General features: G+C 70.7%; 13 protein-coding genes. 10 read left to right on the top strand and 3 right to left on the bottom strand.

Translation table 11 applies throughout. The annotated features are described in order from the left end of the window. The first annotated feature begins 481 nt into the window (after positions 1-481). The 6 genes from WME83_RS47720 (at position 482) to WME83_RS47745 (ending at position 6,480) form a co-directional block, all read left to right on the top strand. Positions 482-1,456 carry a decaprenyl-phosphate phosphoribosyltransferase gene (locus tag WME83_RS47720; protein ID WP_437316360.1) on the top strand — a complete coding sequence of 325 codons (975 nt, stop codon included), beginning with the start codon at positions 482-484 and terminating at the stop codon, positions 1,454-1,456. Beyond that, positions 1,456-2,196, top strand: coding sequence for a CPBP family glutamic-type intramembrane protease (locus WME83_RS47725; protein WP_437316361.1), 741 nt, complete (start codon positions 1,456-1,458; stop codon positions 2,194-2,196). The genes WME83_RS47720 and WME83_RS47725 overlap by 1 nt, the downstream gene beginning before the upstream one ends. Positions 2,197-2,405: 209 nt before the next feature. Further along, complete coding sequence (locus tag WME83_RS47730; protein ID WP_437316362.1) at positions 2,406-3,068, top strand: NUDIX hydrolase; 663 nt, start codon at positions 2,406-2,408, stop codon at positions 3,066-3,068. Then, positions 3,068-4,015, top strand: coding sequence for an NAD(+)/NADH kinase (locus WME83_RS47735; RefSeq protein ID WP_437316363.1), 948 nt, complete (start codon positions 3,068-3,070; stop codon positions 4,013-4,015). Before WME83_RS47730 ends, WME83_RS47735 begins: the two co-directional genes overlap by 1 nt. Before the next feature lie 564 nt (positions 4,016-4,579). Continuing rightward, positions 4,580-4,915 (top strand): HU family DNA-binding protein, encoded by a 336-nt coding sequence (locus WME83_RS47740; protein WP_044989678.1) that lies wholly within the window; start codon positions 4,580-4,582, stop codon positions 4,913-4,915. Between the two features lie 143 nt (positions 4,916-5,058). Next, positions 5,059-6,480: an ABC1 kinase family protein gene (locus WME83_RS47745; protein ID WP_437316364.1), complete on the top strand. Its 1,422-nt coding sequence runs from the start codon at positions 5,059-5,061 to the stop codon at positions 6,478-6,480. Here WME83_RS47745 and WME83_RS47750 read toward each other — a convergent pair. Then, positions 6,477-7,148: a hypothetical protein gene (locus WME83_RS47750; protein ID WP_437322123.1), complete on the bottom strand. Its 672-nt coding sequence runs from the start codon at positions 7,146-7,148 to the stop codon at positions 6,477-6,479. The two genes, WME83_RS47745 and WME83_RS47750, sit on opposite strands and share 4 nt — an antisense overlap. Positions 7,149-7,248: 100 nt before the next feature. Here WME83_RS47750 and WME83_RS47755 point away from each other — a divergent pair, with 100 nt between their 5' ends. Then, complete coding sequence (locus WME83_RS47755; protein WP_437322124.1) at positions 7,249-8,526, top strand: citrate synthase; 1,278 nt, start codon at positions 7,249-7,251, stop codon at positions 8,524-8,526. A 92-nt stretch (positions 8,527-8,618) separates the two neighbouring features. On the opposite strand, the gene WME83_RS47760 is transcribed toward WME83_RS47755, so the two are convergent. Both WME83_RS47760 and WME83_RS47765 read right to left on the bottom strand, forming a co-directional pair. After that, positions 8,619-9,842 (bottom strand): protein kinase domain-containing protein, encoded by a 1,224-nt coding sequence (locus WME83_RS47760; protein WP_437316365.1) that lies wholly within the window; start codon positions 9,840-9,842, stop codon positions 8,619-8,621. A gap of 91 nt (positions 9,843-9,933) precedes the next feature. Then, positions 9,934-10,155, bottom strand: a complete 222-nt coding sequence (locus tag WME83_RS47765) for a hypothetical protein (protein ID WP_061624710.1) — start codon at positions 10,153-10,155, stop codon at positions 9,934-9,936. Positions 10,156-10,311: 156 nt separating this feature from the next. Between WME83_RS47765 and WME83_RS47770 the strand changes: the two genes are divergently transcribed. The 3 genes from WME83_RS47770 to WME83_RS47780 all read left to right on the top strand — a co-directional run bounded on the left by WME83_RS47770 (position 10,312) and on the right by WME83_RS47780 (position 13,606). Next, positions 10,312-11,436, top strand: a complete 1,125-nt coding sequence (locus tag WME83_RS47770) for a hypothetical protein (RefSeq protein ID WP_437316366.1) — start codon at positions 10,312-10,314, stop codon at positions 11,434-11,436. 74 nt (positions 11,437-11,510) lie between these two features. After that, entirely contained in the window at positions 11,511-12,551 is a 1,041-nt protein-coding gene (locus tag WME83_RS47775) for a WD40/YVTN/BNR-like repeat-containing protein (protein ID WP_437316367.1), read from the top strand. Between the two features lie 449 nt (positions 12,552-13,000). Next, positions 13,001-13,606 (top strand): hypothetical protein, encoded by a 606-nt coding sequence (locus tag WME83_RS47780; RefSeq protein ID WP_437316368.1) that lies wholly within the window; start codon positions 13,001-13,003, stop codon positions 13,604-13,606. Positions 13,607-13,685: the final 79 nt, after the last annotated feature.

A 13,685-nucleotide genomic window follows, 5' to 3' on the forward strand; every position in this document is an offset into this window, starting at 1 on the left:
ATGGTAGCACGAGGTTACGGCCAGCCTGTGGGGATGCGCATTTTGCGTTCCACAAGCCGGGGCGGCCGGTGCGAACGCGGATTCGCGACGCGCGCCGCCGGGCCGCGGGTCCGGGTGCGCTGCGCCACGTTCTCTTAGGCGCGTCGGCGGGCCCCGGCGCGCTCGGCCTGCCGCCGCCGCTCGGTTCCGCTCGGTTCCGCTCGGTTCCGACAGTCCCGAGCGTCCACGTTCCTGCTCTTTTGCCTGCCGCGGAATGGCCGTGACCGGTGCTCCCGGGTATGCTCCGGCCGCCGTGACCGCCTCGGGTCCTCTCTTTCGCCACAGTGCCCCCGGCTTCCCCGCCCAGGAGGCGCCGGGCGCCGATGCTCGCCCGGACGCGGGCGCGCTGGACAATCCTGCGCCGGCCGAGCAGGGCGGCTCACCCGCCGCGACGAGCTCCGTCCCTGCCGGCAAGCCTCCCTCATCGCCGCCGCGGAGCGGCGTGCCGAGCTCGCGTCCGCCGGAGAGCGGGCCCCCCTCGGGCGGCCTGATCGCGCAGCCGCCCATCCTGCCCGACTCGCCCAAGGGGACGCTGCTCTGGCGCGTGCGCGGGATGATCCGGGCGATGCGCCCCCACCAGTGGGTGAAGAACCTCTTCGTCCTCGCCCCGGTGGTGTTCGCCAAGCACCTGACCCACCCCTCGATCATCATGAGCGCGGTCGGGGCCTTCGCGATCTTCTGCCTGCTCGCCGGCGCCGTCTACATCCTGAACGACATCGTCGACGCCGAGGCCGACCGGGTCCACCCGGTCAAGCGTTTCCGGCCGATCGCCTCGGGCCGCGTGCCGATCCCGGTCGCCAAGGCCATGGCGGTCGGCCTCGCGGTCATCGCGCTCGGCGCCAGCCTGCTCGGCCCGCCGCTCTTCGCGGTGGTCGCCGCCAGCTACTACGTCCTCAACGTCGCCTACTCGTTCCGGCTCAAGAAGATCGCGTACCTCGACGTCGGCTGCATCGCGGTCTTCTTCGTGCTGCGCGTGCTCGCCGGCGGCTTCGCGACGAAGACGCCGCTCTCCGGCTTCATGATCGCCTGCACCGCGCTGCTCGCGCTCTTCCTCGGCTTCGGCAAGCGCCGCCACGAGCTCGCGTGCGCCAACGCGTCGAAGCAGCGCGCGGCGCTGGACGCCTACACGCCCGGCGCCCTGACGGCGGCGCTCGCCGTGACCGGCGTCGCCACCATCGGCACCTACCTCGCGTACACGCTCGATCACGACACGCAGCGCTTCTTCGAGAACCCGTACCTCTGGCTGACGACGATCCACCCGCTCTTCGGGGTGATCCGGTTCCTCCAGCTCGTGGCCGGCAGCGCGAAGGCCGAGAGCCCCACCCAGGAGATCCTCCGGGACACCCCCTTCGTGCTGAACCTCGTCCTGTGGTCCGCGGAGGTGCTGGTCATCGTGTATCGCCTGAGGCCGTCCTGATGCTCGGCGCCGGGCCGGAGCTCGCCCGGCCGGGGGCGGCTCCTCCCGGCGACAAGCCGACCGCGAAGAGCGACGCGCTGACCGATCTGGCGCTGACGATGCCGATCTTCGTCCTCTACCACATCGGCGTCGCCTTCCTCCCCATCCGCAACGCGGCGGATCCGGTCACCGCCGAGCTCCGCGCGCTCGCCAAGCACAGCCTCCCGCTGTATGCGGGCCTCACGTTCGCCGTCGGCGCCGCGTTCGTCATCGTCCTCTCCGTCCTCGGCCGCGGCCACGCCCTGAAGACGCGGCGCTTCGCGCTGCTCGCCACCGAGGGCGCGCTCTACGCCATCCTGATGCGCTTCGCCGGCGCGTACGTGGTCGGCTCTCTCCGGCTCGGCCCGCCCGTCTTGTCGAACGACATCTTCACCGGGGTCGTGATGTCGCTCGGCGCCGGCTTCTACGAGGAGATCGCGTTCCGCGTCGGCCTCTACGGGCTCGGCGCGCTCGGGATCAAGCTCTTCTTCGGCCGAGGGGTCCAGGGGGTGGTGCTGCTGGTCGGCTGGGCGGTCGTGGCCGCGGCCGTCTTCTCCGGCTGGCACTATGTCGGCTCGATGGGCGATCCCTGGAACCTCCCGTCGTTCGTGTTCCGCATGGTGTGCGGGCTCGTGCTCACGGGGATTTACGTCTTCCGCGGCTTCGCGCCGGCCGTCTGGACCCACGCGCTCTACGACGTCTGGGTCCTCGTGCTCCGCTGAGCCCGGAGGCCGCGCCCGCCGGGGCGGGGCAGGGCGCCCTCGTGCCACGCCCGCGTCACGGGCGCGCCGGCGGTCCTCCACCGGGCCGCCGCGGTCCGCGCGCCTCGCCATGGCGGCGGCCCGGTGGAGGACCGCCGGCACGTCGCCGTCGCGGCGAGGGCGCGATCGCGATCGGCGGCCGTTTGGCGCTATGCTTCGCGCCTCGACGCATGCGGCTACCTCCCTTCCCGAAGCTCGCGCTCAGGCTGGTCCAGACGATCCCCTCGCTGGACGGCCCTGGTTTCCTCAACGTGCGGCGCCAAGTGTTCCGCGTCGAGTTCCCGGACGGCTCGCTGAGCGACCCGTTCACCTACGACAGCGTCGATCGCGAGCGCCTCGACGCGGTGGTGATCGCGCCGCATTACCGCGGCGCGGACGGGCGCCGTCATGTTTACCTCCGCTCGGCGCTCCGGCCTCCGGCCGCGACCCGCGCGCCCGAGGTGTGCCCGTTCCCGGAGGCGCCGACGCTCGGCGCGCTCTGGGAGCTGCCGGCCGGGCTCGTGGAGCTCGACGAGCGGAGCCCCGAGGGCCTGAAGCGCTCGGCCGCGCGCGAGCTGCTCGAGGAGGTGGGGTTCGACGTGCCCCCGTCCGAGCTGCAGCCGCTCGGCCCGTCGTTGTTCCCGGCGCCGGGCATGGTGGGCGAGCGGCACTTCTATTTCCACGTCGAGGTCGATCCCGCGCGCCAGGGGGCGCCCCTCGAGGACGGCTCCCCGCTCGAGCGGCACGCCGTCATCGTGGCGGTCCCGCTCGACGAGGCGATCGAGCTCACCCGCCGCGGCGAGATCGAGGACGCGAAGACGGAGGTGGCGCTCCGGCGCCTCGCGGAGCTCTGATGGCGGAGCAACCCCTCGCGCCCGCGCAGCGGCGTCTGCCCCGCGTCGCGCTCGTCGTCAAGCGCACTGCCTGGAGGATCTACCGCGACGAGCGGAAGGACCCGCGCATCACGCGGCTCATCGAGGCCGGCGACGCCGCCATCGCGCGCCTCAAGGCGTCGCACGAGGCGCACGAGCAGACCGTGCGCGAGGTCAAGGCGGCGCTCGACGACCTCGGCGCCCGCGTCGAGATCCTCGCCGGCGCGGCGCAGTCGTTCGACGCGGGCGAGCTCGACCTCGTGATCACGGTCGGCGGCGACGGGACGCTGCTCAGCGCCTCGCACAACGTCGGCGACGTGCCGATCCTCGGCATCAACAGCGCCCCCGGCCATTCGGTCGGCTTCTTCTGCGGCGCGACGAGCGGCGACGCGGCCGACGCGATCGCGAAGGCGCTGCGCGGCTCGCTCCGCCGCACGGTGCTCACCCGCATGCAGGTCACGGTGAACGACAAGCTCGCCACCGCGCGCGTCCTGAACGACGCGCTCTTCTGTCATGTCTCCCCGGCGGCCACCTCGCGTTATGTGATCCGGCTGGGCAAGGCGGAGGAGGAGCAGAAGTCGAGCGGCTTCTGGATCGGCCCGGCGGCCGGCTCCACGGCCGCGCAGCGCTCCGCCGGCGGGCGCGTCCTGCCGCTCACCTCGACGCGCCTCCAGCTCGTCGTGCGCGAGCCCTACACCCCCCACGGCGAGGAGTATCGCTTCCGCCACGCGCTGATCCAGCCGGGCTCCTCGCTCGTGGTGCGGAGCAAGACGCACGACGCGAAGCTCTTCTTCGACGGGCCGATCCACTCGGTGAACGTCGGCTTCGGCGACGTGATGGAGTTCACGCAGGCGCCGCAGTCGCTGACGATCCTGGGCCTCTCGGCCAAGCGGAAGTGGGGCGCGGGCTCGGCGGTCAGCCGCCGCTAGGCTCGGGACGAGCCGCCGCGAGGTCCTGAGAGGCTCGCGACGGTCCGGCGCCGCGAGGCCGCGATCCGGCGCCGCGAGGCCGCGATCCGCCGCTGCTGGGCGCGGGAGCTGCGCCGCTCGCCCGCCTCGCGGGGCGCGGGGGCGAGGCGCGTCGCCCGCGCGCAGCGCTGGATCGAGCGGGTCGGCGCGGCGCGATCGCGCGCGCGGGGCGGGGCGGGGGAGGGCCGTCGGCCGAGGAGGCTCGACCCGAGGAGGGGGCGCGCGCGGCCCAGATCGCCTTCAACGGAAGGGGATCGGGCGATCTCCTACCCCGAGCGCCCGGCGTCGGACCGCCCTCGAGGCGGGCGCGCGAGGCCTCAAGAAGGGCCAATTTCGGCCGTTTTCCTGGGGTTTTGGCGACCCGCGTCAGGCCCCCCCGGCGGTCCTTCCGGCGGCGCGGCGCGCCCCCCGGGGGCATGAAACCCCTTTTTTTGTAGCTCCGATCGACGATTCGACACTGGATCTGCGGCGGCCGTTGTGTTTCCTTTGGCGCGCAAGAGGCCACAAACCTCAGGAGGAAAGAACATGGCGGCGAAGAAAACGGACGGGAAGAAGAGCACGTCGCTCAGCAAGAGCGCGCTGATCAACGCGGTGGTCGAGGCGAACGAGAACGAGATCTCGCGCAAGCAGGTCAAGGCGATCCTCGAGGCGCTGACCGACATCGCGTACAAGGAGCTGAAGAAGAACGGCATCTTCACGATGCCCGGGTTCGCGAAGTTCCGCGTCGTCAAGAAGCCCGCCACCAAGGCGCGCGAGGGGATCAACCCGTTCACGAAGCAGCCGATGACGTTCGCGGCCAAGCCGGCCAGCAAGTCGGTCCGCGCTCGCCCGATCAAGGCGATCAAGGACTCGCTCTCCTGAGCCTACCCGGCTCGCGGGAGGGCTCCTGGGCGCGGCGAAGGCCCGGGGCGACCCCCTCTCCGGGACCTGATCGTCCCCGGGGAGCGAGCTTGGCTGGCCCCGCGCGGCCCCTGCGGTAGCATGGTGCGGCTGCCCTGCCGCACATGACGCTCGCCGTCCGACTCCTCCGCGCGCTGTTTGCGTTCTCGGTCATCCTGACGAGCTACCTGATCCAGCTGGGGCTCGGGCGGGTGTTCGCGAGGCGCCTCGGGAGCGGCGGCGCCGCGCGTGAGCTGCCCGGCTGGCTCGTCGCGCGCCGCGCCCGCGTCGATCAGAACAACGCCCGACGCCTGCTGCGGGCCATGCTCAAGCTGCGGGGCGTCTTCATCAAGCTCGGCCAGGTGCTGTCCATCATGGGCGGCTTCCTGCCGCGGGCCTACGGCAAGGAGCTCGAGCAGCTCCAGGACCAGGTGCCGCCCCACCCCTTCAGCGATCTCGAGGCCGCGCTGCGCGCGAGCTTCGGCCGCTCGGCGGGCGAGCTCTTCGCGTCGATCGAGCGCGCGCCGCTCGCGGCCGCGTCGCTGGGGCAGGTGCACGTCGCGCGCCTGCGCGACGGCCGCAAGGTCGCGGTGAAGTTCCTCTACCCGGGCATCCGCGGGATCATCGCCGTCGATCTGCGCGTCCTGCGCCTCGCGATCCTCGTCTACAAGCGGTTCGTCCCTGTCGGGCGCATCGAGCGGGTGCACGAGTCGCTGGTCGACCTGCTCCGCCGCGAGACCGACTACCTGCACGAGGCCGCGTGCATGGAGCGGATGGCGCAGAACTTCGAGGGGGACGCGGGCGTCGCGTTCCCGGAGGTCGTCCACGAGCTCACGACGCGCGACGTCCTCACGATGACGTTCATGGAGGGCATCAAGATCACCCGCCTCGACGCGCTGCGGAGCGCGGGCGTCCTGCCCTCGGAGGTCGCGCTCAAGCTCGTGCAGGCCTTCTACAAGATGCTCTTTCTGGATCGCTTCTTCCACGCCGATCCGCACCCGGGGAACTTCCTCGTCGCCCCGCGGAGCGCGGAGGAGGGCGGCGGTTTTCGCCTGGTCGTCCTCGACTTCGGCGCGAGCTGCGAGGCCCGCGACGAGCTCATCGACGGGCTGCTCGACATCCTGAAGGGCATCTTCGCGCAGGACGACGCGGCGGTGGTGCGCGGCTTCCGGCGGATGGGGTTCGTCGCGCCCGGGGGCAACGACGCGCTCCTCGAGCGCACGGTGAAGACCTATTTCGCGAAGCTGCTCAAGATCCGGGATCGCACGCCCGCGGCGCTGATGCGCGCTCGCCCCGAGCAGCTGGAGAAGCTGGCCGACCCCGAGCTGGAGCGCGGCGAGCTCCAGGAGCTGATGCGCTCGTTCGAGTACCCCGAGGACTGGTTTTACGTCGAGCGCGCCTGCGTGCTGCTCTTCTGGCTGGCCGCCCAGATCGACCCCGACCTCGACACCATGGCGGCGGGCTTCCCGTACCTGATGCCGCTGATGGCCGAGCGCGAGGCCAGGGCCGGGGCGAGCCCGGCGCCGGGCCGGCCGCCCGAGCGCTAGCGCGCGGGGGCGGGGCCGAAGCGCGGGCCGGGGCGGGTCAGCCCGAGCCGCGCCAGGGAGGGGGCATAGCTCGCGTCGCGATCCGCCATGATCTCGGCGAGCCTGGCCTTGACCTCGGCGATCCCAGCCCCTTGAAGGCGCCGGTAATTGTCCTCGGCCGGGTCCGCGGCGGGCTCGACGCCCGCCCCGGCGAGGACAGTCCCCGAATGGTTCAACCCTTCTGGAATCGTTTGAATGAACGGATCCGGCGCGTGCCGGAGGAGGCCGACGAGCCGGTGCGAGTTCGTCTCGTCCCCGGCCATCTCGGGGTGGAACGCGGCGAGGACCGGCGCGGGGCTGCGCAGCCGCCGCAGCTGTTCACCCAGGCGCGACGAGAACCGCTCGAACTGGGGCGACGGAGCGTGGATGCACGGGAAAATCAGGTGCACCACGGCGGACTCCGCCTCCTCCACGGCCGCCAGCGCCGTCTCCAGGACGGGCTCGCGGTCGAGCAGGACGTAAAAGCGTCCGAAACCGGTTGCGGCGTCGCGCATGAACGGGCACAGGCGATACCGAGCGACGACCTCGTCTGCGTAACGCCCGTGGACCCGGCGCACCTCGGCCGCCAGCCGAAGCGCCTCCGGGTGGTGGGCCAGCTCCCCCCGCACGACCGGCTCGCTCAAACGCATCACCTCAATTTCTTGGGGAAGCAATCTTCCCTCACCTCGTGATAGCTTACGCCGCGCTGCGGCGGAAGGAGGAGGCGTGCAGGAGACCGCGAAGTTAACGCTGAATAAGAACGGTGTGGAGCAGACGATCGAGCTTCCGGTGATCACGGGCACCGAGGGGGAGAAGGCGATCGACGTCGCATCCCTACGCGCGAAGACCGGGTACGTCTGCATCGACCCGGCGTTCGTCAACACGGCCTCGACCACGAGCTCCATCACGTTCCTCGATGGGGAGAAGGGCGTCCTCCGCTATCGCGGCATCCCGATCGAGCAGCTCGGCGAGAAGTCGACCTTCGTGGAGACCTCGTACCTCTTGATCTACGGCAAGCTGCCGAACAAGAGCGAGCTGTCGCGGTTCTCCACGCTGCTCACCCGGCACTCGCTGATCCACGAGGACATGAAGCGCTTCTTCGACGGCTACCCGTCGACGGCGCACCCGATGGCGATCCTGTCCGCGATGGTGCTCTCGCTGTCGAGCTACTACCCCGAGGCGATCGACGTGAAGAACACCGATCTCCTCGACATCACCATCGCGCGGCTGCTCTCGAAGGTGCGCACGATCGCCGCGTTCTCGTACAAGAAGTCGATCGGCCAGCCGTTCGTCTACCCGCACAACTCGCTCTCGTACTGCGCGAACTTCCTGAACATGATGTTCTCGGTCCCGGCGGAGCCGTACGAGATCGACGAGGACATCGTGAAGGTCCTCAACCTGCTGCTCATCCTGCACGCCGACCATGAGCAGAACTGCTCGACGTCGACGGTGCGCCTCGTCGGCAGCGCGAAGACCAACCTCTTCGCCTCGATCGCCGCGGGCATCTGCGCGCTGTGGGGCCCGCTGCACGGCGGCGCCAACCAGGAGGTCGTGACGATGCTCGAGGCGATCCGCGCCGACGGCGGCGACGTCTCGAAGTTCGTCAAGCTCGCGAAGGACAAGACCTCGGGCTTCCGCCTGATGGGCTTCGGCCACCGCGTCTACAAGAACTACGACCCGCGCGCGGTGCTCATCAAGGCGGCCGCCGACAAGATCCTGGCGAAGCTCGGCATCAAGGATCCGCTGCTCGACATCGCGCAGCGGCTCGAGGAGACCGCGCTGAAGGATCCGTACTTCGTCGAGCGGAAGCTCTACCCGAACGTCGACTTCTACAGCGGCATCATCTACCGCGCGCTCGGCTTCCCCACGAACATGTTCACCGTCATGTTCGCGCTCGGTCGCCTCCCCGGCTGGATCGCCCACTGGAAGGAGATGAACGACGATCCGAACGGCAAGATCGGCCGCCCGCGGCAGATCTACACGGGCGAGAACGCCATCGACTACACGCCGCTCGACGACCGCTCCTGACCGCGGCGGGGCGCGCCCTCGGCCCCGCCGGCAGCCCCTGTCCTCCGCACACACCGCGTCTGCCGGCGGCGCCCTCGCCGCCCGTCAGCAGCTCAGCAGCTCAGCAGCAGCAGCACGACGATCACCGCCACGATGATGCCCGTGGCGAGCGAGGCGCCGCCGACGAGCAGGAGCAGCTTGCCCGTCGACCATTGCGTGAGCGGCGTGCCGGAGCCGGGCGGCACCGTCGCGCTGTCGTCGAGCGTGCGCTCCGGCCGGCTCATCGAGTGGCTCGGCGCGGCGGCGTGCTCCAGCACGGTCGGCTGCGGGCGGGCGCTCGGCGACACGCCGCCGGGGGACGGTGTCATCGGCGGCGACGCGAGCGGCGGCGCCGGCTGCGATAGCGGCTGGCCGGCGCGGATCCGCCCGTCGAGGACGGCCTGCGCGTACGGGGGCAGCGCGCCCGCGCGCACCGCGCGGACGTCCGCGCGCATGGTCTCCGCGTTGGGGTAGCGATGGAACTTGATGAACGCCAGCGATCGATCGACCACGGCCGCGACCGCGGGCGAGATCCCGGGCGCGACCGAGGCGAGCGGCGGGGCCTGCTCGGTCGCGGCGGCGATGACCTCCATCGCCTCCGTCACCTCGCCGTGCACCTGCCGGCCCGAGAGCAGACGGAACATCGTCGCCCCGAGCCCGAAGAGATCCGTGCGCCCGTCGATGTCGTGGATGAGGCCTGTCGCCTGCTCCGGCGCCATGTACGTCGCCGTGCCCATGATCATGCCGGTCTTTGTCGCGGTCTTCTCGGGCAGGCCCGTGAGCCCGTCGACGACGCGCGCGATGCCGAAGTCGAGCATGCGCACGCGGCCGTCGATCCCGAGGTGGATGTTCTCGGGCTTCAGATCGCGGTGCACGACGCCGCGCGCGTGCGCGATCGCCAGCGTCTCTAGGACCTGATCCGCGAGCGCGAGCACCTCGCCGGGAGGCATCGTCCCGGTGCGCGCCATCCGATCGAAGAGCGTCTCGCCCTGGAGCACCTCCATCGTCAGGTACGCGAGCCCCTCGGGCGACTCGCCCGAGCCGAGCACGCGCACCACGCCGGGCACCGCGTCCGCTCCCCCGAGCGAGTTCCCGATGAACCCCTCGCGCAGGAAGCGCTTCCGCACCTCCGCGATCGCGTTGAGCTCCGGGTGCAGCACCTTCAGCGCGACCTGCGAGCCGTCCGCCGCCCGCCCGAGCAGCACGCTCCCCATGCCGCCGGTGCCGAGCACGCGCTCGATCCACCACGTTCCAGCGAACGTCTTGCCGACCCAGTGCTCCGCGTCGTCGTCGTACACGAAAGGCGCCCTCGTTCGACCCGCGCCATCCGAGGAGCGGGATGCTCAGCGGCGAAGCAACTGGTAGGCCGCACCGCGGCGGGCGCGCAAGCTAATTGATGGAGGTCGTGCCGAAGCGGGCGTCGTCGTCAAGCCGCTCGGCCGCCGCCTTGAGCCCGGAGGCGACGCCGCGGAACGCGTCCGCCGGCATGCGAAACGTCACGCCCGGGCCGAGGAGTGTCACGTGGACGGTACCGCACCCGCACCGGGTGACGCGCGTCGCCTCATTCGAGGCGAGCTCCGTGTGTGGACCGCATTTCTTGGACGCCGCCATGGTTGAACCTCTCCCACATCCTAGCAGCTCCTACCCCCGTTCGGCCACGACGGCCCGGCTCGCGCCGGATCCCTGCCGGCTTCGTGACATCATGGCCGTGAAATTGCCCAACGGTGTATATCTCCATCATTGCTGCTCCATTGCCTGGAGGACCTCATGGCTGCTCGACGGCTGACGTTCGGTTTGCTTGCCCTTGCGCTGGGGGCTGCCGCCTGCATTGACGAACGCACGGGCCCTGGACCGGGCCCGACGGGCGCCGGTCCGGGGCCGACGGTGGACGAGTCGCTGCTCGATCCGCCTCCGGTGGGTCGCGGCTTCCAGATGCAGACGGAGGACATCGAGGTGCCTCCGGGGGTCGAGCAGCAGGACTGCTACTTCTTCAAGGTCAGCGAGCTCGCCGCGTCGAACGGGCTCGACCCGCAGGCGCCCGTGAACCTCCACCGCGTGGAGATCGCGCAGCGCGACGGCTCGCACCACATGAACATCTTCCGGGTGCGGACCATCAAGGGTCTGGGGCCGGAGGGCGGGCTCATCCAGAAGAACCAGAACGGCGTGGGCGAGTGCTTCAAGAGCCCCAACTGGGCCGACTGGCCGCTCGTGGCGAACTCGCAGCAAGACGGCCAGCTCGACTGGGAGTTCCCCGAGGGCGTCGCGAACGTCCTCCAGCCCGACGAGTGGCTCATGCTGCAGACGCATTACGTGAACGCGACGTCGCAGAAGACCCCCCAGGCGGTCGGCCGCGTCCGGGTGAACTTCTGGGCGCTGCCCGACGAGCAGGTGACGGCCGAGATGGGCACCGTCTTCGCGACCAAGCAATCCATCCGTGTCTGCCAGTCGAATCCGCGGCCGACGTTCGAGGGCTCGTGCCTGATCAACAGCCCCTCTCCCGTGCGGATCATCGGCGCCAACGGCCATTTCCACAGCCGGGGCACGCGGTTCGACATGTACGCGTGGGACGGCACATCCATCGGCACGCCGCCGGCCTCGGATCGCTTCTACACCTCGGACGCGTGGGATGACCCGCCGATGCTCACCTCGCCGCAGCTCGACCTCGAGGTCCCGAAGAACGGCGGCGTCTGGTACGGCTGCACCTACGAGTGGCAGCCGCCGGACCCCTCCGTGGGCTGCAGCGGCCTCGACGAGTACGACGCGACAAAGAACAACACCTCGGAGGAGCAGCTCGATTGCTGCTACACGTTCGGCCCGATCGTCGAGAAGAACGAGCACTGCAACATCTTCGTCTACTACTATCCGAAGCAGGACGACGTGTTCTGCAACTGAGCCCCCGGACGGGCGCGCGCCGCGCGCGCCGACAGGATCCCTCCAGGCTGGTCTTCACCCCGATGCGCACCTGCATGCATCCCGTTGCCGCGATGGCGCTCGGGGCGGCCGCCCTCGGCGGCTGCTCCGACGGTCCTGCGACGCCGCCGCCCGATGACGGACCGCCGGCGTGGCGCGTGCTGCTCGACGAGGGCGATCTCGATCGCGCGGTCCTGTCGATCTGGGGGACGGCGCCGGACGACGTGTTCGCCGTGGGGGGGCCGCTCGGCAACACCGGGCGCGCGTCGCTCGCGCTGCATTACGATGGGTCGACGTGGCGTGAGCTCCCGGCCGGCGGGGAGGAGACGTTCTGGTGGGTGGCCGGCTCCGGGCCGAAGGACGTCTGGATGGTCGGCGAGCGCGGCCGCGCCGCGCGCTGGGACGGAGCAGCGTTCACCGAGCACGAGACCGGGACGGACGCTACGCTGTGGGGCGTAATCGCCTTCGCCCCCGACGACGCCTGGGCCGTCGGCGGCACGCCCGGCAGCGGCGCCGCGGCGGAGAAGGACATCGTCCTTCACTGGGACGGCAGCGCATGGTCGAGAGAGCCGCTGCCCGAGGAGCCCGGCCGCGCGCTCTACAAGGTTTGGGGGGAGTCGTCCGACGACCTCTATGCCGTCGGTGAATTCGGCGTGATCTGGCACCGCGCGGGCACGACCTGGGAACTGCAGTCCGATCCGCCGATCGCGCAGGGCACCCTGTTCACGGCCGCCGGCTGCGGCCGTGAAGAGGTGTACGCGGTCGGCGGGAGAGACGTGCTCCGCTCGGACGGCATGGCGTGGCGCCGCCTCGACGTCGAGCTCACCAACGACGTGAACGGCGTCGCCTGCGGCCGCCCGGGCGAGGTCGCGATCGTCGGCTATGGAGGCCTCAAGCAGCGCCTCGTCGACGGGGCCTGGATCGACGAGTTCACGGAGGAGCCGTATGCCGACCTGCACGCCGTCTGGGCCGACGGGGAAGGGGCCTTCTGGGCGGTCGGCGGCGACTTCCTCAGCCAGCCGACCCCGGGCAGGGCGCGCAAGGGCGTGGTGGCGCGCTACGGGAAAGGGCAGGTCGCCGACACTGTGAGCCGCTGATCACCGGAACGCAGGATCTCTCACCTGTCCGGACATGCGAGCAGTGTGGCATGTCGCGCCATCGCGCCGTGAACACCGCGATACGCACAGCGGAGCGAGCACGACCTTCGAGATTTTTTTCTCGGGAAATGCTTCAAGGGGGGGTGCTGGTCGTCCGATTGCAACACCCGCAGAGGCCACACGCGGAACCCGCGCTCTCTCAACCCAGGAGAATTGACATGCGACGGACCATTGCTCAGCTTTTTGTAAGCGCATTCACTTTTGCTCTTCCTTTCGCCATTGCTTCCTCCGCGTCGGCGGCGCCCGGCCCGGAGGCTTGTGGAAATATCCAGCTAGCTGCGAGCGCAGCCTGTGAGTTCCGCACCTCGGGCGGGTGCACTGCGAGCTGCGAGCCGGTCAACCTCACGGCGGCGTGCGCCGGGAAGTGCGAGGGCCGGTGCGACGCCAACGTGAACGCCGAGTGCAACGTCGACTGCTCGGCGGACTGCTCCGCCAAGTGTGACGTCAACCCCGGGAGCTTCGACTGCAGGGCGAGCTGCTCGGGGAGCTGCAAGGCGGAATGCGGCGGCAAGTGCGAGGCCAAGGCCAGCGGAGACGACGGCGCGCAGGCGGAGTGCGAGGGGGCGTGCGAGGCGAGCTGCGAGGGCGAGTGCAGCGCGAGCTGCGAGGTGACGCCGCCGAGCGCGGACTGCGAAGCAAAGTGTGAGGCGAGCTGCTCGGGGCAGTGCAAGGCCGAGGCGAACTTCGATTGCAACGTCGACTGCAATGCGAGCTGCACGGTCGATCTCCAGGGCGGGTGCGAGGCGCGGTGCACCCAGCCGGAAGGCGCGCTGTTCTGCAACGACCAGTACGTCGATGTCGCTGGCAGCCTGCAGGACTGCCTCGACTACCTGAGCACGCTGGAGATCGAGGTGAACTTCGAGGCCGAGGCTTCTGCCAGCGCTTCCTGCTCCGCGACGCCGGGGTCCTCCACGGCGCCGTTCGCGGGCACCGGGCTCGCGGCGCTCGTCGCGGGCGCGGGCGTGGCCGCCGCGCGCCGCCGCAAGCGGTCCTGAGCGGGGCCCGGCGCGCCTGACGGCGCGCGCCCTCGCGCCCTGGATCGAGCCCCAGGCCGGGCCGCCTCGCGCGGCCCGG

It is taken from the genome of Sorangium sp. So ce385 (assembly GCF_051474135.1).
Lineage (GTDB): Bacteria > Myxococcota_A > Polyangia > Polyangiales > Polyangiaceae > Sorangium > Sorangium cellulosum_D.

Coding starts and splice junctions, on each gene's coding strand:
- WME83_RS47740 (WP_044989678.1), top strand. CDS start 4,580: ATGGCGGCGAAGAAAACGGACGGGAAGAAGAGCACGTCGCTCAGCAAG.
- WME83_RS47750 (WP_437322123.1), bottom strand. CDS start 7,148: ATGCGTTTGAGCGAGCCGGTCGTGCGGGGGGAGCTGGCCCACCACCCG.
- WME83_RS47725 (WP_437316361.1), top strand. CDS start 1,456: ATGCTCGGCGCCGGGCCGGAGCTCGCCCGGCCGGGGGCGGCTCCTCCC.
- WME83_RS47730 (WP_437316362.1), top strand. CDS start 2,406: ATGCGGCTACCTCCCTTCCCGAAGCTCGCGCTCAGGCTGGTCCAGACG.
- WME83_RS47735 (WP_437316363.1), top strand. CDS start 3,068: ATGGCGGAGCAACCCCTCGCGCCCGCGCAGCGGCGTCTGCCCCGCGTC.
- WME83_RS47765 (WP_061624710.1), bottom strand. CDS start 10,155: ATGGCGGCGTCCAAGAAATGCGGTCCACACACGGAGCTCGCCTCGAAT.
- WME83_RS47745 (WP_437316364.1), top strand. CDS start 5,059: ATGACGCTCGCCGTCCGACTCCTCCGCGCGCTGTTTGCGTTCTCGGTC.
- WME83_RS47775 (WP_437316367.1), top strand. CDS start 11,511: ATGCATCCCGTTGCCGCGATGGCGCTCGGGGCGGCCGCCCTCGGCGGC.
- WME83_RS47770 (WP_437316366.1), top strand. CDS start 10,312: ATGGCTGCTCGACGGCTGACGTTCGGTTTGCTTGCCCTTGCGCTGGGG.